We start from the raw sequence: 20,564 nt of genomic DNA on the forward strand, positions 1-20,564 counted from the left end.
TCCGAGGAGAGAGTGACGATGACCGAGGCTGCCGCCCGGCGCACGCCCGGAACACCATGCTGGGTGAGTCTGATCGTGCACGACCTGAGCGCGACCCAGGCCTTCTACGCCGATCTGTTCGGCTGGGAGTTCGTGCCCGGACCGGACCAGCTGGGTCCTTACGTCCGCGCACTGATCGACGGGAAAGTGATCGCGGGCATCGGACAGCTGCCGCCCGACCGCCATCTGCCGGTCGCCTGGACGACCTATCTGGCCACCGACGACGCCGATGTCACGGCGGAGATGATCCGCTCCTGCGGCGGCACGGTCGCCGTCGGACCGCTGGACGCGGGCGAGGCGGGCAGACTCGCCATCGCCTCCGATCCCAGCGGCGCGGTCTTCGGGATCTGGCAGGCCGCCGCGCACGTAGGTACGGCGCTCGCGGGAGCCCACGGCACACCGGTCTGGAACGAGCTGGTGACCAGCGAGACCTCGACGGTCTGCAAGTTCTACCAGACGGTTTTCGGCTACGAGGCGGAGGCGGTCGTCTCGGCCGATTTCGACTACCAGACCCTGCATCTGAACGGCCGTCCGGTGGCCTCGCTGCACGGCGTGGGCCACGCCGTGCCGCGCGATCGGGGCCCGCACTGGATGACGTACTTCGAGGTCACCGACACCGACGCGGCCGCGCACCGCGTGGTGGAACTCGGCGGATACATCCTGCAGCCGGCCCGGGAGGGGTCGAGCGGCCGGGTGGCGACCGTGGCGGACCCTGAGGGCGCGGTGTTCACGATCCTACGCACGGCCGCTCGCTGAGCCGCCGGGCTGCGAGGGCTGGTCAGCAGGCCCGGACCCGTTCGACATGCCGATGGGCGGGGCCGGCCAGCCGGGCGTGCAATTCGTCGAAGAGCTCGGACGCCTCGGTTCCGCTCCACTCGGCCGGCAGCAGTTCATGCGCAACACCGGGGTCGAGGTAGACGAGCCGGCGCCAGTCGGTGAGGACCCTGATGTACGTCGTGAACGCCTCGCGGTCCGTCACCGGACTTCCGCTCGCGATCCGCTCGGCCACCGGACGATGCACCGCGAGGAATTCGACGTACAGCTGCTGCAGCCGGACGGTGTCCCACCAGGAGCGCACCTTCGCCGCAAGGTCCCCGCCCCCGTCCGTGCCCCCGCCTACCGACAGATAGTCGGCCCGGAACAGGTCGGCGTACGAGCGCAGCCCGTGCCGGGCCAGCATGTCCTCCGCCTCGTCGTGCGCATGTCCCGGTGCGATCCACACCCCGGCGGACACGGAACCGAAGCCGAGCCGGGTGAGCTGGGTGCGCAGGGTGTGCCGCTTGGCGCGTTCCGACTCGGGCACCGAGAAGACGACCAGCACCCAGCCCTCGTCCACGGTGGCCCGCCGCGCCGCGAAGATCCGCGGATCGCCGTCGCGCAGAATCCGCTCGGTCTCCGGTGAGATCCGGTATCCGGCAGCTCCGGAGACCGATTCGGCTTCGAGCAGTCCGGCGCGCTTCAGCCGGGAGACCGAGGACCGGACGGTCGGCCCCTCGACGCCGAGGTCGGCAAGCAGCTGGATGAGCGAGGCCACGGACATCCAGCCTTCGGTGTCGCGCGCGTACAGCCCGTAGACCGTCACGATCAGCTGCCTCGGCTGCACCCTGCCCGACGGGCCCGATTCGGACTCGGCCTCTTTTCCGCTCACCGTGTTCACAGCGTCATCCTAAGCATCTCCGCCGGACGCCCGAGGGGACGGTTCAGGCAGAGGTGACGGGCAGCACGTCCGGCGAGAGCGCAGCCGCGCGGGCGCTCGCGCTGGTCGTCCTGCGCTGGTGGTGTCGCCGGCACAGCACCTCGTAACCGACCTCGCCCGCCTGCTGGTTGACGTCTCCCACGACCACCTGGGCACCTTCGACGACCATCTCGCCGCCGATCGTGCGGGCGTTGTGCGTGGCCCGTGCACCGCACCAGCAGAGCGCCTCGACCTGGAGCGTCTCGACCCGGTCAGCCAGTTCGATCAGCCGCTGGGATCCGGGGAACAACTTGGTCCGGAAGTCGGTGGTGATGCCGAACGCGAAGACGTCCATGCCGAGGTCGTCGACGATACGGGCGAGCTGGTCGATCTGGACGGGGGCCAGGAACTGCGCCTCGTCCACGATCACGTAGTCCGCCCGGCCGCCCCGGCTGATGAGGTCGACCAGGTGCGCGTACAGATCCATGCCCTCATCGGCCTCGACGGCCTCGGTGACCAGCCCCAGACGTGAGGAGAGCTTGCCCTGACCCGCCCGGTCGTCACGGGTGAAGATCACGCCTTGCAGGCCGCGCGCCGAACGGTTGTGGCCGATCTGCAGCGCCAGCGTGCTCTTTCCGCAGTCCATCGTTCCGGAGAAGAACACAAGCTCGGGCATGAGGGGCTGAGCACCTTTCGGGCGGGGCGAAGCAGGGCGGAAGGAAATGGTGGTGGGGAAACGCTGGAGAGGGAAAACGCGCCTACGAGCGTACTTCGAGCAGCGGGACGAGCTGCTCGACGGGGGTCATGGAACCATGCATGCCGACCATCGCGGACTCGTGCGGCTCATTGACCGACGCGGTGATCACCACGTCGTCGCGGGCCGCCGCGACGACGTCACCGATCCTGCCATGGACACGTTCGTCGATCTTCGGGCCGAACCAGCCGGCCGCGATCGCCTCGTCCCGGCTCGCCACCCAGAACTGCTCGCCGAGCACTTCCCGCCAGACGGTCAGCACGTCGCTCTCGGCCCCCGGGACGGCGTACACATGACGGGCCCGGCCCTCACCGCCGAGCAGGGCGACCCCCGCGCGCAGCTCCCAGTCCTCGTCGAAGTCGATCCGGGACTGCTCGTCGAAGGGGATGTCGATCATGCCGTGGTCGGCGGTGATGTACAGGGCCGAGCGGGGCGGGAGCTGTTCGGCCAGCCGTCGGGCCAGCCCGTCCACGTACATCAGCTGTCCGCGCCAGGCGTCGGAGTCGACGCCGAAGCGGTGGCCCTTGCCGTCGACCTCGCTGTAGTACGTGTAGACGAGCGAGCGGTCACCTGCGGCGAGCCGTTCGGCGGCGACGTCCATCCGTTCTTCGCCGGACAGCCGGCCGAGGAACGAGCCCCCGCTGAGCGCAACCTTGGTGAGCGGAGTCTGCTCGAAGGCGGGGGCGGAGACCTGGGCGGTGCGCACGCCGGCGGCGTCGGCAAGCTTGAAGACGGTGGGGTACGGCTGCCAGGCCTTCGGCGAGGTCCAGGGCTGCCAGCGGAGCTGGTTCATCAGCTCGCCGGTCTCCGGATTGCGCGCGGTGTAGCCGGGAAGGCCGTGCTCCCCCGGCGGAAGTCCGGTACCGACCGAGGCCAGTGAGGTCGCGGTGGTGGCCGGGAAGCCCGCCGTGATCGGACGGCCGGTGCCGCCGCGCGAGGTGGGCAGCAGGGAGTGCAGAAACGGTGCCTCGTCCGGGTGGGCCTTGATCTGCTCCCAGCCGAGACCGTCTATCAGGAACACGCAGTTCCGGTCGGCAGGGGTGAGTTCGGGGATCGCGGCGGTGAAGCCGGGTACGCCCTGTCCGGCGGCGAGCGTGGGCAGCAGATCGGAGAGCGAGCCGCTGCCGTACTCCGGGACGGGGGCGGTGTCGACGGGGAGCAGAACGGGGTCCTGCCAGGCCGGCTGGGCCATCAGCGGCCGGTCGCCGCGGTCGCGGCCGTGGCCTCGGAGAGCGCCTGGGCGAAGGCGAGGGTCTGGCGCACGGTGTCCGGGCCGTCACCGGCCTCGCTGACCCGCAGGCTCAGATCGTCGGCGGTGGAGCTGCCGGTGTAGCCGTGGTCGGCCTCGCAGTTGGGGTCGCCGCAGGCGGCCGGCTCCAGGTCGATCCGGGAGACCGCGCCCCATCCGATGGTGAGGACGACCTCGCGGGGCAGCGTGCCCGGTACGTACTTCTCGGGGTTGGCCACGACACGGCTGACCACGACCGACGAGATCCGGTCGAGCTTGACCGACTCGGTGGAGGTCGTGGCGTACGGCGTCGGGGAGCTGGTGTCCGCGTTCTGCTCGTCGGTGTGGCTGACGATGAAACGGTTGTCCGTCAGGACCAGGACCGTGACATGGCGGCGTACCTCGTTCGAGTCGAAGGTGGTCTCCTGGTGCACCAGGTACGAAGCGACCGGCTCACCGCCCACAGCGGCCTCCACCGCCTCGGCCACGAGGGCCGGGTAGTAGCCGCTGCGCTCGATCGCCGCGCGCAGCCCCTTGGTCGTCGTACCGGTCTTTGCCATGAGGACCATCCTACGGGGGACGGATGACTGCCGGGGACGTTGTGCAGCAGGGCGGACCGGGGCCCCAGCGGTGAAGGGACCCGGTTTCGCGCCCGTCCGGCGATCGGGGACGAAACGGTGCGTCGCCGATCAGTAGTTGGGGAGGCGGCGGGGACCGAGGTCGGTGCGGGCCGGGGGCGGCGAGAGCCGGACGCTCGCACCGAGGACGGTCAGCCCCTGGGCGGCGACCACGACCGGTTCCAGGGCGATGGAGACCACCTCGGGATGGTCGTCGACCAGCCGGGACACCCGCAGCAGCAGCTCTTCCAGCGCCGCGGTGTCCACGGGTGCCGCGCCACGCCAGCCGAACAGCACCGGCGCCGCCCGGATGGACCGGATCAGCTCGGCGGCGTCGCGGTCGGTGGCCGGAACGAGGCGGTGCGCGGTGTCGCCGAGAAGCTCGGAGGGCGCGCCCGCGAGCCCGAAGGAGAGGACGGCACCCGCCGCCGGGTCGATCGTGGCCCGTACGACGGTGTCGACGCCACGCGGCGCCATGGCCTGGACGACGGGCTGGAGCTCGGCGGGCTTGCCGAGCAGGTCGGTCAGTTCGCCGTACGCCCGGCGCAACGCGCCCTCGTTGGCGAGGTCCAGCCGGACACCGCCGAGATCGGCACGGTGGCGCAGATGGGGTGCGGTGGTCTTGAGCGCCACGGGATAGCCGAGCTGTGCCGCCGCGGCGACAGCGACTTCCTGGTCGGGGGCCGGAAGCGTCGGCCGTACGGTGATGCCGTAGCGGCCCAGAAGTTCGCGCGCCTCGTCGTGGGCGAGCGGTCTGCCCCGCGGGTCGGGGTCGGGGCCGAGGAGGGTGTCGATCAGGTCGGCGGCGCCCGGCTCGTCGATCGTGTCGTCGAGGAACTCGGGCACCTTGCCGGGCACGGCGGCCTGCCGTCGCCACTGTGCGTACCTCACCGCTTCGGCCAGGGCACGTACGGCCCGTTCGGCGGCGGGGTAGGCGGGAATCCGGCCGGCCCGGATGCCGGGGCCGCCGTCAGCGCCCGCATCGGTGGAGGCGGTGGCTGTGCCGCTGCCGGTTCCGGGTACTGAGGGGGTATGCGCAGGGGCGGGGCCGGTCGTGGTGGCGACTCCGGCGCGCGGGGGTGTCGCGGCTGCGGAGGACTGTGTCGAAGGACGCGGCAGTGCGACCGTGCTGGTGGCCGCGGCGAGGGCCTCCGCCAGGCCGCCGATCTCCACATGGACGACAGCCACCGGCTTGGCGGGACCGGCCGCGGCGGCCGCGTGCAGCGCGGTCGCCAGCACCTCGCCGTCGCCGGATTCCGCCTCGCCGTTCTCGCCCACCCACGGGATCGCCGTCACGACCACCGAGTCGCAGCCCTCGTCGGCGAGGGCCTCGGCCAGGGCGTCCCGGAAGTCCTGCGGGGTGGCGGAGGTGGTGAGGTCGCGGGGCGGGCGCGGGCGCAGCCCCTCGGCCAGGCAGGCGTCGTACGTGAGCAGGCCGAGCGATTCGGAGTTGCCGAGGATCGCGACCCGCGGGCCCGCCGGGAGGGGCTGATCGGCGAGAAGAAGACCCGCATCGACCATCTCCGTCACGGTGTCGACGCGGATCACGCCCGCCTGCCGCATGAGCGCGGAGACCGTCGCGTCCGGGATCCGGCTGACCGGCACCGCATGGCCGGGCGGGGTGGAGCCGCTGTGCCGGGCGCCCTTCACCACGACCACCGGCTTCACGGCCGCGGTGCGCCGCGCGAGGCGGGTGAATTTGCGGGGGTTGCCCAGCGATTCGAGGTACAGCAGGGCGACATCGGTGTCCGGGTCCTCGTACCAGTACTGCAGGAAGTCGTTGCCCGAGATGTCGGCGCGGTTGCCGGCGGAGATGAAGGTGGACAGGCCTGCGCCGCGCCGGTAGAGCCCGGAGAGCAGCGCGATGCCGATCGCTCCGGACTGAGTGAAGAGGCCGATGCGCCCGGGGGCGGGCGGCTCGGGGGCGAGGGAGGCGTTCAGCCGGACGGCTTCGGAGTTGTTGATGACACCGAAGGCATTCGGCCCGATGATCCGCATCCCGTACGAGCGGGCCTGGCGGACCAGTTCACGCTGCCGTTCCCTGCCTTCGGCGCCCCATTCGGCGTACCCGGCGGAGAGGACGACCAGGCCCTGGACACCGTGCTCACCGCAGTCGGCGACGGCCTCCGGAACCCGGTCGGCGGGGACGGCGACGACCGCGAGATCCACCTGTTCGTCGATCTCGCCGACGGAACGGTGGGCGGGAACACCGTCGATCGTGCCCTGGTCGGCGGCGAAGGCGCGGTTCACTGCGTACGTACGGCCGGTGAAGCCGGCCCCGAGAAGGTTGCGCAGGACCGTGCGGCCGACCCCGCCGGGAGTCCGGCCCGCGCCGATGACGGCGACGGATCCGGGGGCGAGCAGCCGTTGCACGGAGCGCGCCTCGGCCCGCTGCTCACGGCCGCGCTGCACGGCGAGCGACTCTGCGGTCGGTTCGAGGTCCAGGGTGAGATGGACGGAGCCGTCCTCGAAGCTGCGCTGCTGGGTGTACCCGGCGTCCCGGAACACCTTGATCATCTTGTTGTTCGCTGGCAGCACCTCGGCAGCGAAACGGCGGATTCCTCGCTCACGGGCGACGGCCGCGATGTGTTCGAGGAGCGCCGATGCCACGCCCCGGCCCTGATGCGCGTCCTGGACGAGGAAGGCGACCTCGGCCTCGTCGGCGGGCGCGGAAGCGGGCCTGCCCCGCTCGTCGATCCGGTCGTAGCGGACGGTCGCGATGAACTCGCCGCCGACCGTGACCGCGAGCCCCACCCGGTCGACGTAGTCGTGATGGGTGAAGCGGTGCACGTCCCTGTCGGACAGACGCGGGTACGGGGCGAAGAAGCGGTAGTACTTCGACTCGTCGGAGACCTGCTCGTAGAAGCTGACCAGCCGCTCGGCGTCGTCCGTGGTGATGGGCCTGATCCGGGCGGTTCCTCCGTCGCGGAGGACCACGTCCGCTTCCCAGTGGTCGGGGTACGCATGATGCGGACTCTGCTCCGGCGAGGGCTGCATGCGCAAAGACTACGGCTCCGTCAGCGGTCGCGTAGGTCTTGGGGCCGGGGCAGTCTGAGGGGGCCGATCGGCGGTACAGCGCGGGTTGTGGGCGTGCCGCGGGTCGGCCGGAGCATCGCGCACCACATGAGAGACTGGTCTAGACAACCATTGATTCGCGAAGGGCAGAACCATGGCTGAGCGCCGCGTCAACGTCGGTTGGGCCGAGGGCCTGCACGCCCGCCCCGCTTCCATCTTCGTCCGTGCCGCCACGGCTTCCGGCGTCCCTGTGACGATCTCCAAGGCCGACGGCAACCCGGTGAACGCCGCCTCCATGCTCGCGGTGCTCGGTCTCGGCGCACACGGCGGCGAGGAGATCGTGCTCGCGTCCGAGGCCGACGACTCCGAAGCCGCCCTGGACCGTCTGGCGAAGCTGGTCGCCGAAGGGCTCGACGAGCTTCCGGAGACCGTCTGAACCATTTCCTGCGAGAGAGCCGCGGCACCCTTATTGAGGGCCGCGGCTTTTTCGCTTTCCCGACCCAGGACGACGGGAGTAAATTCGGGCAGCCCAAAGAAAGCCCTCATGGAATCACGACTCTTTGTCGACTCTTTGTATACGGCGTAATTGTTAATTCCGAACGCCTGTGGTGTTTACGGAATGTTGCGAAGTCCTCACCCGGTCGGCGTGCGAGGCGTCGGCCCGGCGGCCCGGCCGGTCGGCACGGCGCAGCCGGTGCGCGGCCGCGGCCCGTTCGGCATGCTGGGCGGCCAGCGCCCTGGCCCGTTCCGCGTCACGCCGCGCCACCGCGTCCACAATGGCCCCGCGCTCGGCCCAGGAGTCCACCGGGCGGGCCGGCTGCTCGACCGTGTACATCCAGGCGATCTTGTGCCGGAGCTGGGTGAGCAGCGCGATCAGGCCGGGACTGCCGGAGGCCTGTACCAACGTCTCGTGGAACCAGCCGCCCAGTGAGCGCAGGTCCTCTCCCTCACCCCGCCGGGCCCGCTCCTGGCCGAGCCTGACCAGACCGCGCAACACCTTGAGATGCGCCTCGGTGCGGCGCTGCGCGGCGCGCGCGGCACCCAGCGGCTCCAGCAGCATCCGGACCTCCAGGAGGTCGGCGGCCTCCTCCTCGGTGGGCTCGGCGACGCAGGCACCCGCGTGCCGGCGGGTGACCACGAAGCCCTCGGACTCCAGGGTGCGCAGCGCTTCCCGTACCGGGACACGGGAGACCCCGTAACGGCGCGCCAGCAACTCCTCGGTGAGCCGGCTTCCGCGCTCGAAGACACCGGAGACGATATCGTCACGGATCGCCATGCATACCGAATGCGCCGGAATGCGCATGTCCGAACCTCCGCCTCAATTCCCGCGAAACGCGGCCGACCGACGCCTGTTCTGCAACTCTATTGCGATGTGGCCGCATATCCGATGCCGGGTGGAAATTCATGAATATCTTTTGGCCAGAGGACGGTTCGGGGAGCAGGTACTGCGGACGGGCGCGGAGGCCGGGCACGGCGAAGGCCCCGGCGTGCCGCCGGGGCCTTCGAAGGGGGTACTGCGGGTGCAGCGTCGGTCAGACGTTGACGCCGTGGGCGCGCAGGTACGCGACGGGGTCCATGTCGGAGCCGTAGGACGGCGTGGTCCGGGCCTCGAAGTGGAGGTGCGGACCGGTGGAGTTGCCGGTCGAGCCGGAGAGACCGATCTGCTGGCCCGCGCCGACGCTCTGGCCGACGGAGACGCCGATCGAGGAGAGGTGGCCGTACTGCGTGTACGTGCCGTCCGTCATCCGGAGCACGATGTTGTTGCCGTACGCGCCTCCCCAGCCGGCCTCGACGACCGTACCGGCGCCGACGGCGACGACGGAGCTGCCGGACGCGGCGTGGAAGTCGATGCCCGAGTGGCTGCCGGAGGACCAGAGCGAGCCACTGGACTTGTAGCCGGTGGTGACGTACGAACCTGCGACCGGGAGCTGGAAGGAACCCAGGCGGGTGCGTTCGGCGGACCGGGCGGCGCGGGCCTTCTCGGCGCGGGCCTCGACCGCGCGCTTCGCCTCGGCCTTGGCCTTCGCTTCGGCCTTCTTCTTGGCCTCGGCCTTCCGCTGGGCTTCCGCCTTCGCCTTCGCCGCGACATCGGCCTGGTGCTTCTGCGCGTCGGCCTGGGCGTCGATCTGGTCGGCGAGGGCGCCCTCGATGGCGATGACCTGGTTCAGACCGGTCTCACTGACGGAGGAGTCCGCGGCGAGGGCCGGAGAGGCCATGCCGCCGATGACGCCGGTGGTGGCCAGAGCCGCGACGCCGGCGATCTTCGCGCTGCTGCGCGTCAGTCGGCTCGGGGCACGATGCTTCCCGGTGGCACGGGTGAACGCCATGAAGTGGCTGATCCTTTCCTTCCTTCTCGCCTACCGGGTTAGCTGACGGGTTCGGAGCAGGAAGGTCTCCTACGGGCGCCCTGGCCTCATCCGGGCTCAGGCACCCGATTCACCCCAGGGACTGCATGGGTCCCCGGCTCCCCAGGCTCGCGCCTGACGGGGACTCGGCGATGGCTGCCCGGTACGTCACGGATGCGGCATACGAGTGACGGACAGCCCAGCCGACGCTAAGCGGGGTCACTTGCATTCACCAAACGGACAGGTCGTTTTGTAGCGCATCCCACAGGGCAGACAGGCAACCTCCCTGCCAAAACAGACAAAAAGGAAGACTCCGGTGAGATCTCACTCACAGGGGTCTTCCTTCTGTCCCGATATGCAGGCGTATGACGGGTCTGTGGACCGGCCGTGGCCTTCGGTGCTCGGTCGAACGTGAAAGTCGGCCGGTGGACTGTCACACGCAACGGGCCGGACGGGCGGGGGTCGCCCGCCTCGGCCCGGCCGGTCGTCCGGTGTCCACAACGGGTACGCCCGTCAGCCGGCGACCACCGACACCTCTCCGATGCCCAGGGCCCGGACCGGATCCTCGATCTGTGACGCGTCACCGACGAGGATCGTGACCAGCCGGTCGCCCGGGAAGGCGTTGACCACCGCAGCGGTCGCCTCGACCGTGCCGGTCTCCGCCAGCCGGGCGTACAGCTGTGCCTGGTAGTCGTCCGGGAGGTGCTGCTCGACCTGGTCGGCGAGCGTGCCCGCGACCGAGGCCGCCGTCTCGAACTTCAGCGGTGCGACACCCACGAGGTTCTGCACGGCCGTCTCACGCTCTTCATCGGTCAGTCCCTCGGCCGCCAGGGTCCGCAGGACCGTCCACAGATCCTGCAGCGCCGGTCCCGTGGACTCCGTGTCCACCGATCCGCTGATGGCGAGCATCGCGGCACCACTCGCCCCCGAGGCGGAATCCGGAGCCGACGACCGCAGCACCTGGGCGAAGGCCCGCACCCCGTAGGTATAGCCCTTCTCCTCGCGCAGCACACGGTCCAGCCGGGAGGTGAGCGTGCCGCCCAGGCAGTACGTGCCCAGCACCTGGGCCGGCCACACGCTGTCGTGCCGGTCGGCGCCGATCCGGCCGATCAGCAGCTGCGTCTGCACCGCGCCCGGACGGTCGACGATCACCACTCGGCCGGTGTCGTCGGCGGTGATCAAAGGGGCGGGACGAGGCTCTGCGATGTCTCCCGACCAGTCGCCGAGAGTGTCGGCGAGCAGGGCGTCCAGGTCGATGCCGGTGAGGTCACCGACGACCACGGCGGTCGCCGTGGACGGCCGGACGTGGGCGTCGAAGAAGGCACGCACGGCCGCCGAGTCGATCCGCTCCACCGTCTCCTCGGTGCCCTGGCGCGGGCGCGACATCCGCGCCGCGGCCGGGAAGAGCTCCTTGGAGAGCTCCTTGGCGGCGCGCCTGGCCGGGTTGGCCTGCTCGTGCGGGATCTCGTCGAGCCGGTTGCGCACCAGCCGTTCGATCTCGCTGTCGGCGAAGGCGGGCGCCCGCAGCGCCTCGGCGACCAGCGCGAGCGCCTTGGCCAGCCGGGAGGCCGGGACCTCCAGGGAGACCCGGACGCCGGGGTGGTCGGCGTGCGCGTCGAGGGTGGCGCCGCAGCGCTCCAGCTCGGCGGCGAACTCCTCGGCGGTGTGCTTGTCGGTGCCCTCGGACAGCGCCCGCGACATGATCGTGGCCACGCCGTCGAGGCCCTCGGGCTCGGCGTCCAGCGGGGCGTCGAGGAAGATCTCGACCGCCACGACCTGCTGGCCGGGGCGGTGGCAGCGCAGCACCGTGAGGCCGTTGGGCAGGGCGCCACGCTCCGGCGCGGGGAAGGCCCAGGGGCGGGCGAGGCCGGGGGCCGGCTGCGGGTGGTACTGCATCGAAACTCCAGTCGCGGCAGCGTCGGTCACTTGTCCGCTCCTTCGTGCGCGTCGGTGTCGTCGGCGCCGTCGGCGCCGGTCTCGGTGTCCGCTGCGTCTGCGGGCTCGGCCGATTCGACCGGCTCGTAGACCAGCACCGCCCGATTGTCGGGGCGCAGCTGGGCCTCGGCGACCGCCTGGACCTCTGCCGCGGTGACATCGAGCACCCGCTGTACGGCGGTCAGGGCGAGCTGCGGGTCGCCGAACAGCACGGCGAACCGGCAGAGTTCGTCGGCGCGGCCCGCGACCGTACCGAGCCGGTCCAGCCACTCGCGCTCCAACTGGGCCTGCGCACGTTCCATTTCCTCGGGCGTGGGGCCCTCGGCGGCGAACCGGGCAAGCTCCTCGTCGACCGCGGCCTCGATCTGCGGCACCTCGACGCCGCCGGACGTCTTGACGTCCAGCCAGCCGAGCGAGGGCGCACCGGCCAGCCGCAGCAGCCCGAACCCGGCCGCCACGGCTGTGCGGTCACGGCGGACCAGGCGGTTGTGCAGCCGCGACGACTCGCCGCCGCCGAGCACGGTCAGCGCGAGGTCTGCCGCGTCACACTCACGGGTGCCGTCGTGCGGCAGCCGGTAAGCGGCCATCAGCGCCCGTGCCGGAACCTCTTCGCGCACCTCTTCGCGCAGCTGCTCGCCGATGATCTCGGGGAGCGTGCCGTCACGCGGCGGCCGCTTGCCGTCATGGGACGGGATGGAGCCGAAGTACTTCTCGATCCAGGCGAGGGTCTGCTCGGGGTCGATGTCGCCGACGACCGAGAGCACCGCGTTGTTGGGCGCGTAGTACGTACGGAAGAAGGTGCGGGCGTCCTCAAGGGTCGCGGCGTCCAGGTCCGCCATCGAGCCGATCGGCGTGTGGTGGTACGGGTGACCCTCGGGGTAGGCCAGTGCCGTCAGCTTCTCGAACGCCGTGCCGTAGGGGACGTTGTCGTAGCGCTGGCGGCGCTCGTTCTTGACGACGTCGCGCTGGTTCTCCATGGACTCCTCGTCGAGCGCGGCGAGCAGCGAGCCCATCCGGTCGGCCTCTAGCCAGAGAGCCAGCTCCAGCTGGTGCGTGGGCATGGTCTCGAAGTAGTTGGTGCGCTCAAAGCTGGTGGTCCCGTTGAGCGAACCTCCGGCTCCCTGCACGAGCTCGAAGTGTCCGTTCCCCTTGACCTGGCCGGAGCCCTGGAACATCAGGTGCTCGAAGAGGTGAGCCAGACCGGTGCGTCCCTTGACCTCGTGGCGCGAGCCGACGTCGTACCAGAGGCAGACCGCGGCGACCGGGGTCAGATGGTCCTCGGAGAGCACCACGCGCAGGCCGTTGGCCAGACGGTGCTCGGTCGCTGTCAAGCCGCCGGAGCCGGCCTGGGCTGTGGCCGTGTGACCCATGGGCATGTACGTCCCTTCGATCGCGATACTGGATTTCCTGCGAGACCTGCCACTGTAAGCAAGCGCACAGACGCCTGGCGAAGTTCCCATACCGCGGAAGTTCGCGTGAAAGAGGGGCGCATCCCCCGCGGGACGGGTCGTGAAACCACCTCGACAGGGGTCGGGAACGGCTCTTGGGACGGGTCGAGGTCGGCGATGTCAGTGCGGCGGTCCACAATGGTCCGCGTCAGAACCTGAGGTTGCCCGAACAGAATCCGTGAAGGAGTCGCAGCAGCGATGGCCCGCCGCAGCACGAAGACCCCGCCGCCGGACGACTTCGAGGAGAAGATCCTCGACATCGACGTCGTCGACGAAATGCAGGGCTCCTTCCTTGAGTACGCGTACTCGGTGATCTACTCACGGGCCCTGCCGGACGCCCGTGACGGCATGAAGCCGGTGCACCGCCGCATCGTGTACCAGATGAACGAGATGGGCCTGCGCCCCGACCGCGGCTATGTGAAGTGCGCCCGTGTCGTCGGCGAGGTCATGGGTAAGTTGCACCCGCACGGCGACACGTCGATCTACGACGCGCTGGTCCGTCTGGCGCAGCCGTTCTCCATGCGGCTCCCCCTGGTCGACGGCCACGGCAACTTCGGCTCGCTCGGAAACGACGACCCGCCGGCCGCCATGCGGTACACCGAGTGCCGGATGGCCGACGCGACGTCACTGATGACGGAGTCGATCAACGAGGACACCGTCGCTTTCCAGTCGAATTACGACGGTCAGGAGCAGGAGCCGACCGTTCTCCCGGCCGCGTACCCGAACCTCCTGGTCAACGGGTCGTCCGGGATCGCGGTCGGCATGGCGACCAATATGCCGCCGCACAACCTGGGCGAGGTCATCGCCGCCGCCCGCCATCTGATCAAGCATCCGGGTGCGGACCTGGAGACCCTGATGCGGTTCGTCCCCGGTCCCGATCTGCCGACGGGTGGCCGGATCGTGGGCCTGGGCGGCATCAAGGACGCGTACGCCGCCGGGCGCGGAACGTTCAAGATCCGTGCGACCGTCGCCGTGGAGAATGTGACGGCGCGCCGCAAGGGTCTGGTCGTCACCGAACTTCCCTTCGCCGTCGGCCCGGAGAAGGTGATCGCCAAGATCAAGGATCTGGTCTCGGCGAAGAAGCTCCAGGGCATCGCGGACGTGAAGGACCTGACCGACCGCGAGCACGGCCTGCGCCTGGTCATCGAGGTGAAGAACGGCTTCGTGCCGGAGGCCGTGCTGGAGCAGCTCTACAAGCTGACTCCCATGGAGGATTCCTTCGGTATCAACAATGTGGCGCTGGTCGACGGACAGCCGCTCACTCTGGGCCTCAAGGAGCTCCTCGAGGTCTATCTCGACCACCGCTTCGACGTGGTGCGCCGACGAAGCGAGTTCCGCCGGGGCAAGCGTCGCGACCGGCTGCATCTGGTCGAGGGCCTGCTCGTCGCGCTGATCGACATCGACGAGGTCATCCGGCTCATCCGGTCCAGCGACAACTCGGCGCAGGCGAAGGAGCGGCTCATCGAGCACTTCTCGCTGAGCGAGACCCAGACGCAGTACATCCTGGACACCCCGCTGCGCCGGCTGACCCGGTTCGACCGGATCGAGCTGGAGAGCGAGCGGGACCAGCTCAACACCGAGATCGACGAGCTGACCGCCATCCTCGAATCGGACACCGAGCTGCGCAAGCTCGTCTCCTCCGAACTGGCAGCGGTCGCCAAGAAGTTCGGCACCGACCGGCGTACGGTGCTGCTGGAGTCGGCCGGTTCGCAGGTCGCCTCGGTGCCGCTGGAGGTCGCGGACGACCCGTGCCGGGTGCTGCTGTCCTCGACCGGCCTGCTGGCCCGTACCGCCAATGACGATCCGATCGTCTTCGCCGAGGACGCCAAGCGTGCCAAGCACGATGTGATCGTGTCGGCCGTACCGGCGACGGCCCGCGGCGATGTGGGCGTGGTGACGTCCGCGGGGCGGCTGCTGCGGCTCGCGGTGATCGATCTGCCCCAGCTGCCGGACACCCATGCCGCACCCAACCTTTCGGGCGGTGCGATGGTTTCGGAGTTCCTCACGCTGGAGAGCGACGAGGAGGTCATCTGCCTCACCACGCTCGACGAGGCCTCCCCCGGCCTGGCGATCGGCACTCTTCAGGGAGTCGTCAAGCGGGTTGTGCCGGACTACCCTGCCAACAAGGATGAGTTGGAGGTCATCACCCTCAAGGACGGTGACCGGATCGTCGGCGCGGCCGAACTGCGTACGGGCGAGGAGGACCTGGTCTTCATCACGTCCGACGCGCAGTTGCTGCGCTACCCGGCGGCACAGGTGCGGCCGCAGGGCCGGCCCGCGGGAGGCGTGGCGGGGATCAAGCTCACGGCGGATGCCGAGGTGATCTCGTTCACGTCGGTGGATCCGGCGGCGGACGCCGTGGTGTTCACGGTGGCGGGCTCGCACGGCACGCTGGACGACTCGGTGCTGACGTCCAAGCTCACCCCGTTCGACCAGTATCCGCGCAAGGGCCGGGCCACCGGTGGGGTGCGCTGCCAGCGGTTCCTCAAGGGCGAGGACGTTCTGGTGTTCGGCTGGGCGGGCGCGACGCCTGCCCGGGCCGCGCAGAAGAACGGCACGCCGACCGAGCTGCCGGAGCCCGACCCGCGACGCGACGGTTCGGGGACGCCGCTGGCCAAGCCGGTCGCAGTGATCGCGGGGCCGGTGTAGGCAGTCGGCCGACGACGGGGGGCCTGCCGCTACGCGTCGTCGTCGGGCTGTTGCACGTACCGCAGGACGCCCCACATGCTTCGTTCATGTGCGGCGTCCTGCGTCGTGTCAGGCGTCGGGGCGGCGCTCTCGCGGCAGTCGGCCAGCTCCTTGTGCAGCTGCTCCGGATCGATGCCTGAGCCGATCAGCACCAGCTGCGTGAGGCGCGGTTCGTCGCGGGTCCACGGCTGCGGGGCGAACCGCAGGAACCTGCCGACCGCGTGCAGGACGTACTTGTTGCCGCGGTCGCCCACGCCGAAGTCGACGAACCCCTTGATCCGGTAGAGACCCTGCGGCCTGGAGTCGAGAAACTCCGTCAATCGGCGGGGGTTCATGGGTACGTCCGCGGTGAAGGACACGCTCTCGTACGCGGCATGCAGATGGTGACCGTGTCCGGCGCCGGCCTCATCCTCGGCCCGCTCCGCCAGGAGCAGATCCTCGAAAGTGAGCTGACGCGCCTTCTCCTCACCGTCCGGCCGCAGCGCCGGATCGAAGAGCAGCTCGGGGTCGATGCGTCCGTACGTGGCGCAGATGACGGCGGCCGCGCTGCCACCCGCCGCTGCGTCGTCGGCCGGGGCACTCGCCGCGGCGATGACGTCGCGGATACGGGCCTGTTCCTCGCTCCCGACCCGGTCGGTCTTGTTGAGCACGACAAGATCGGCGACAGCGAGATGGCGGTCGATCTCCGGATGGCGCTCCCGGCTGGCGTCGAACTCCGCGGCATCGACGACCTCCACCAGTCCCCCGTACACGATGTGCGGATTGTCGCTGGCCAGGAGCATGCGCACGAGCTCCTGCGGCTCCGCGAGTCCGCTGGCCTCGATGACGATCACGTCGAGGCGGGCGGCGGGCCGGGTCAGCGTCTCCAGGAAGGTGTCGAGTTCGCTCACGTCGACCGCGCAGCACAGGCATCCGTTGCCCAGCGAGACCGTCGAGCCGACCTGCCCCGAGACCGTCATGGCATCGATCTCGATGGAGCCGAAGTCGTTGACGATCACGCCGATCCGGTTTCCCGCACGGTTACGGAGGAGGTGGTTGAGCAGTGTCGTCTTGCCGGATCCCAGGAACCCCGCAAGGACGATGACCGGGATCTGCTGCTTGCGGGGCGGGGACGACGGGTTCAACGGGGACCTTCCTCGGGGACGTCAGGGCGCCGGTACCGGCTGCGGCGGGGGCGTACCGACGTAGCGGGCCGCCGGACGGATGATCTTCGAGTCCTCCGCCTGCTCCAGGATATTGGCGCTCCAGCCGACCACCCGCGCCGCGCAGAACGTCGGCGTGAACATCTCGCGCGGCAGCCCGCACAGCTCCATGACGACTCCGGCGTAGAACTCCACGTTGGTGTGCAGCTCACGGCCCGGCTTGAGCTCGGCGAGGATCGCCTCGACCTGCCGTTCGACCTCGACGGCGAAGTCGACCAGTGGGCCGCCGAAGCCCTGGGCGATTCCGCGCAGCATGCGTGAGCGCGGGTCCTCGGTGCGGTACACGGGGTGACCGAAGCCCATGATCCGCTCGCCCGCGAGCACCCGTTCGCGGATCCAGCCGTCGATGCGGTCGGGGGTGCCTATGGAGTCCAGGGTGTCGAGGGCGCGGCTGGGCGCTCCACCGTGCAGCGGTCCGGAGAGCGCGCCGACGGCCGCCACGAGACAGGCTGCGACGTCGGCGCCGGTGGAGGCGACGACGCGGCCTGTGAAGGTCGAGGCGTTGAAGCCGTGGTCGATGGTGGAGATCAGGTACTGCTCCACGGCCCTGACGCGTGCGGCGTCCGGTACGGAACCGGTGAGCATGTAGAGGTAGTTGGCCGCGTAGGGCAGATCGTCGCGTGGCTCGACCGGTTCGAGGCCCTGGCCGAGCCGGTGCAGGGCCGTGAGCACGGTGGGGACTGCGGCGCAGGCGGCCAGGGCGTCGCTGCGGCGCCGGCCGGCGTCGATGTCGTACACCGGCCGGAAGCCGGCCGAGGCGCCGAGGAGCGAGAGGGCAGTGCGCAGGCCGGCCAGGGGTCCGGAGACGGCTCCCGCGCGGGCTATGGCGGGCAGGGCCTCACGTACCTCCGCGGGCAGTCGGCGCAGTGCGGCGGTGCGGGCGGCGAATTCGGCACTGGCTGCGGTATCGGGCAGCGTGCCCTCGAACATCAGGTACCAGACGTCCTCGAAGCTGCGGGTCTGTGCCAGTTCGATCGCCGAGTAGTGCCGATAGTGGTAGAAGCCCTCGCGCCCACGGACATCGCCGAGGGCCGTGTCGGTGACGACGACTCCGGAGAGCCCTCGGGGTACGTCGAGCGGGGTTCCGCTGGTCATGGTCGGCATCTCTTCCTCCGTGAACGTCCCGGTGGATCTCATCAATATTGATTCGACCATCTATGATTGACTTCAATCCTGTCAATGTTGATTGAATCAATATGGATACGGTTGGCGACATGAAGGATCAAGCAGCACACGGTGACGGCCCCGGTGCGACGGCCCCGCAGCGGCTCAGCACCCGGGAGACGGCTGAGCGCCTCGGTGTGAAGCCCGAGACGGTGTATGCCTATGTCAGCCGGGGCCAGCTGAGCAGCAGGCGCGCTCCCGGCGGACGCGGCAGCACGTTCGACGTCGCGGAGGTCGATGCACTGGCCCGGCGCACGGGCCGCCGGGAGTCCTCGGCCGCCACCGGTGATCTGGTCTTCCGCACCGGCATCACCCTGATCGAGAGCGACCGCTACTACTTCCGTGGCGTCGACGCGACCGAACTGGCCAGGCAGTACGCCTACGAGGAGGTCGCCGAATGGCTCTGGACCGGCAATCTGCGGCCCGGCATCCGCTTCACGGCATCAGCTGAGGCGCTGGCTGCGGCACGCCGGGCGGTCGACGCGCTGCCCGCGCACAGCGGCTCGACGGACCGGCTGCGGGTGGCCGTGATCGCCGCGGCGACCGCCGATCCGCTCCGCTTCGACCTCTCGCACGAGGCAGTACTCGCCAGTGCACGGAGCCTGATTCCGACCCTGGTCGGAGCGCTGCCCCTGGCCTCGGACACATCTTCGACAGGTGACGGACCCGAAGGGAGGGCGGACGGGAGCGGGGCCGGGCTGGCACGGCGACTGTGGCCGAAGCTCACTGCCCGGCCGGCCGACGAGCCGTCAGTCGCCGCTCTGGACACCGCCCTCGCCCTGCTGATCGACCACGATCTCGCGGCGTCGACACTGGCCGCCAGGGTCGCCGCATCCGCCCATGCCCATCCGTACGCGGTGGTCTCCGCCGGCCTGGGAGTCCTGGAGGGCCCGCTGCACGGGGCCGCGAGCGGTCTGGCGCACCGAATGCTGACCGAGGTCCTGGAGCGGGGCAGCGCGGTACCGGTGGTCGCGGATCATCTCCGTACGGGACGCATGGTCCCCGGGCTCGGCCACCGCCTGTACACCTCCGAGGACCCGCGGGCGCAGACGCTGTTCGCCCTGCTCGCAGACGTCCCGCAGGCGGCCCCCGCGCTCGCCGCAGCGCGCGACGTGGTCACCACGACCGCCCGCCACGCACCCCTGCACGCCAATGTCGACCTGGCGCTCGCCGTGCTCTCGGTCTCCTCGGACATGGCCGCGGAGGCAGGCGAGACAGTGTTCGCGGTGTCGCGCACGGCGGGCTGGATCGCGCATGCACTGGAGGAATACGGGGAACGGCCGCTGCGCATACGCCCCAGTGGCCAGTACGAAGGCCCCCATCCCCCTCAGCCGCTGCCCACCCCCGCGGATGGGCCGCTGCGATAGACGGTTCGTGCAACGCAAAATCGCGACGGTCAGCGAGAAGTGGTGCCCAGCGACTGGGCGGTGGAGCCGCGCACCACCGGTTCCGGCTCGAAGAGCAGTTCGTCGGACGGCACGGTACGCCCCCGAACTGCACGCAGAGCAGCTCGACGGCGGCGCGCCCCATGGCCTCGATCGGCTGTCGGACGGTGGTCAGCGGAGGCTCGGTGCAGTTCATGAAGGCCGAGTCGTCATAACCGACGACCGAGACATCGGCGGGGACCGAAAGTCCTCGACGGCGCGCGGCGCGCACAGCTCCTAGCGCGAGCGGATCGCTGGCGCAGACGATGCCCGTGACGCCCTGGTCGACCAGGCGCATGGCGGCGGCCTGCCCGCCCTCCAGCGAGAACATGACCCGGGCCACCCACTCGTCCGGCACGGTCGTCCCCGACTCCGCGGCTATCGCGCGGGCGGCGGCCAGTTTGCGCTGCGAGGGGACGTGGTCGTAGGGGCCGAGCACCAGGCCTATGCGCTCGTGGCCGAGCGAGACAAGATGGCGCCAGGCCTGTTCCACGGCAACGGAGTCGTCGCAGGAGATGCCGGGGAAGCCGAGATGATCGATGGCCGCATTGATCAGGGCGACCGGGATCCTACGGTCGGCGAGCACCTTGTAGTGGTCGTGCGGGGTGTCGGCCTGATGGTAGAGCCCACCGGCGAAGACCACGCCCGACACCTGCCGCTGAAGGAGCAGCTCCACATAGTCGGACTCAAAAACGCCACCCTTGGTCCGGGTGCACAGCACCGGGGTGAGGCCCTGCTGGGCGAGCGCGCCGCCGACGACCTCGGCAAAGGCGGGAAAGATCGGGTTCCGCAGCTCGGGCAGGACCAGGCCGACCAGCCGGGCCCGCTCACCGCGCAACTGGGTCGGGCGCTCGTAACCGAGGACGTCGAGCGCGGAGAGGACGGCCTTCCGGGTGGCGTCCGAGGCGCCGGGCTTGCCGTTGAGCACCCGGCTGACCGTGGCCTCGCTGACCCCCACCTTCTGCGCCACCTGAGCAAGTCGTCGCGCCATGCGCGCATGATTAACGCAAGAAGCCCAAACGGATTACGC

The 20,564-nt window shown here is 70.2% G+C and carries 15 protein-coding genes, 1 pseudogene and 1 riboswitch; of the genes and pseudogenes, 4 read left to right on the forward strand and 12 right to left on the reverse strand.

Annotated features, from left to right (window positions below; all coding sequences use genetic code 11):
* Window positions 1-18 precede the first annotated feature (18 nt).
* On the forward strand, window positions 19-795 hold the full coding sequence (locus NRF20_RS12085) for a VOC family protein (protein ID WP_398630490.1): 777 nt from the start codon (window positions 19-21) through the stop codon (window positions 793-795).
* 22 nt (window positions 796-817) lie between these two features.
* Here NRF20_RS12085 and NRF20_RS12090 read toward each other — a convergent pair whose 3' ends face one another.
* The 5 genes from NRF20_RS12090 to NRF20_RS12110 all read right to left on the reverse strand — a co-directional run bounded on the left by NRF20_RS12090 (window position 818) and on the right by NRF20_RS12110 (window position 7,310).
* Window positions 818-1,696 (reverse strand): PaaX family transcriptional regulator C-terminal domain-containing protein, encoded by an 879-nt coding sequence (locus tag NRF20_RS12090; RefSeq protein ID WP_398630489.1) that lies wholly within the window; start codon window positions 1,694-1,696, stop codon window positions 818-820.
* 43 nt (window positions 1,697-1,739) lie between these two features.
* Window positions 1,740-2,390: a thymidine kinase gene (locus NRF20_RS12095; protein ID WP_398630488.1), complete on the reverse strand. Its 651-nt coding sequence runs from the start codon at window positions 2,388-2,390 to the stop codon at window positions 1,740-1,742.
* 82 nt (window positions 2,391-2,472) lie between these two features.
* Window positions 2,473-3,660: an alkaline phosphatase family protein gene (locus NRF20_RS12100; RefSeq protein ID WP_398630487.1), complete on the reverse strand. Its 1,188-nt coding sequence runs from the start codon at window positions 3,658-3,660 to the stop codon at window positions 2,473-2,475.
* Window positions 3,660-4,256: a DUF5998 family protein gene (locus tag NRF20_RS12105; protein ID WP_398630486.1), complete on the reverse strand. Its 597-nt coding sequence runs from the start codon at window positions 4,254-4,256 to the stop codon at window positions 3,660-3,662. Before NRF20_RS12105 ends, NRF20_RS12100 begins: the two co-directional genes overlap by 1 nt.
* A 129-nt stretch (window positions 4,257-4,385) precedes the next feature.
* On the reverse strand, window positions 4,386-7,310 hold the full coding sequence (locus tag NRF20_RS12110; RefSeq protein WP_398630485.1) for a GNAT family N-acetyltransferase: 2,925 nt from the start codon (window positions 7,308-7,310) through the stop codon (window positions 4,386-4,388).
* A gap of 172 nt (window positions 7,311-7,482) precedes the next feature.
* On the opposite strand from NRF20_RS12110, the gene NRF20_RS12115 reads away from it, so the two are divergent.
* Window positions 7,483-7,764 (forward strand): HPr family phosphocarrier protein, encoded by a 282-nt coding sequence (locus NRF20_RS12115; RefSeq protein ID WP_093898943.1) that lies wholly within the window; start codon window positions 7,483-7,485, stop codon window positions 7,762-7,764.
* Between the two features lie 153 nt (window positions 7,765-7,917).
* Here the strand turns inward: NRF20_RS12115 and NRF20_RS12120 are convergent, their stop codons facing one another.
* The 4 genes from NRF20_RS12120 to NRF20_RS12135 all read right to left on the reverse strand — a co-directional run bounded on the left by NRF20_RS12120 (window position 7,918) and on the right by NRF20_RS12135 (window position 12,984).
* Window positions 7,918-8,631 (reverse strand): GntR family transcriptional regulator, encoded by a 714-nt coding sequence (locus NRF20_RS12120; protein WP_413752567.1) that lies wholly within the window; start codon window positions 8,629-8,631, stop codon window positions 7,918-7,920.
* 229 nt (window positions 8,632-8,860) lie between these two features.
* Window positions 8,861-9,655 (reverse strand): M23 family metallopeptidase, encoded by a 795-nt coding sequence (locus tag NRF20_RS12125; RefSeq protein ID WP_413752568.1) that lies wholly within the window; start codon window positions 9,653-9,655, stop codon window positions 8,861-8,863.
* Window positions 9,656-9,668: 13 nt separating this feature from the next.
* Window positions 9,669-9,835, reverse strand: a riboswitch (cyclic di-AMP (ydaO/yuaA leader).
* Between the two features lie 351 nt (window positions 9,836-10,186).
* Window positions 10,187-11,569 carry a M16 family metallopeptidase gene (locus tag NRF20_RS12130; protein WP_413754560.1) on the reverse strand — a complete coding sequence of 461 codons (1,383 nt, stop codon included), beginning with the start codon at window positions 11,567-11,569 and terminating at the stop codon, window positions 10,187-10,189.
* A 26-nt stretch (window positions 11,570-11,595) separates the two neighbouring features.
* Complete coding sequence (locus NRF20_RS12135; protein ID WP_398630483.1) at window positions 11,596-12,984, reverse strand: M16 family metallopeptidase; 1,389 nt, start codon at window positions 12,982-12,984, stop codon at window positions 11,596-11,598.
* Window positions 12,985-13,254: 270 nt separating this feature from the next.
* On the opposite strand from NRF20_RS12135, the gene NRF20_RS12140 reads away from it, so the two are divergent.
* Window positions 13,255-15,705, forward strand: coding sequence for a DNA gyrase/topoisomerase IV subunit A (locus NRF20_RS12140; protein ID WP_413752569.1), 2,451 nt, complete (start codon window positions 13,255-13,257; stop codon window positions 15,703-15,705).
* A gap of 29 nt (window positions 15,706-15,734) precedes the next feature.
* On the opposite strand, the gene NRF20_RS12145 is transcribed toward NRF20_RS12140, so the two are convergent.
* A complete protein-coding gene (locus NRF20_RS12145) occupies window positions 15,735-16,868 on the reverse strand; it encodes a CobW family GTP-binding protein (protein WP_398630481.1) in 1,134 nt (377 codons plus the stop codon).
* Between the two features lie 21 nt (window positions 16,869-16,889).
* Entirely contained in the window at window positions 16,890-18,050 is a 1,161-nt protein-coding gene (locus NRF20_RS12150) for a citrate synthase/methylcitrate synthase (RefSeq protein ID WP_398630480.1), read from the reverse strand.
* Between the two features lie 110 nt (window positions 18,051-18,160).
* On the opposite strand from NRF20_RS12150, the gene NRF20_RS12155 reads away from it, so the two are divergent.
* Window positions 18,161-19,477: a citrate/2-methylcitrate synthase gene (locus NRF20_RS12155; protein ID WP_413752570.1), complete on the forward strand. Its 1,317-nt coding sequence runs from the start codon at window positions 18,161-18,163 to the stop codon at window positions 19,475-19,477.
* 29 nt (window positions 19,478-19,506) lie between these two features.
* Here the strand turns inward: NRF20_RS12155 and NRF20_RS12160 are convergent.
* Window positions 19,507-20,525: pseudogene (locus NRF20_RS12160) on the reverse strand (LacI family DNA-binding transcriptional regulator).
* Window positions 20,526-20,564 lie beyond the last annotated feature (39 nt).

Source organism: Streptomyces sp. R-74717 (assembly GCF_047305335.1).
GTDB lineage: Bacteria > Actinomycetota > Actinomycetes > Streptomycetales > Streptomycetaceae > Streptomyces > Streptomyces atratus.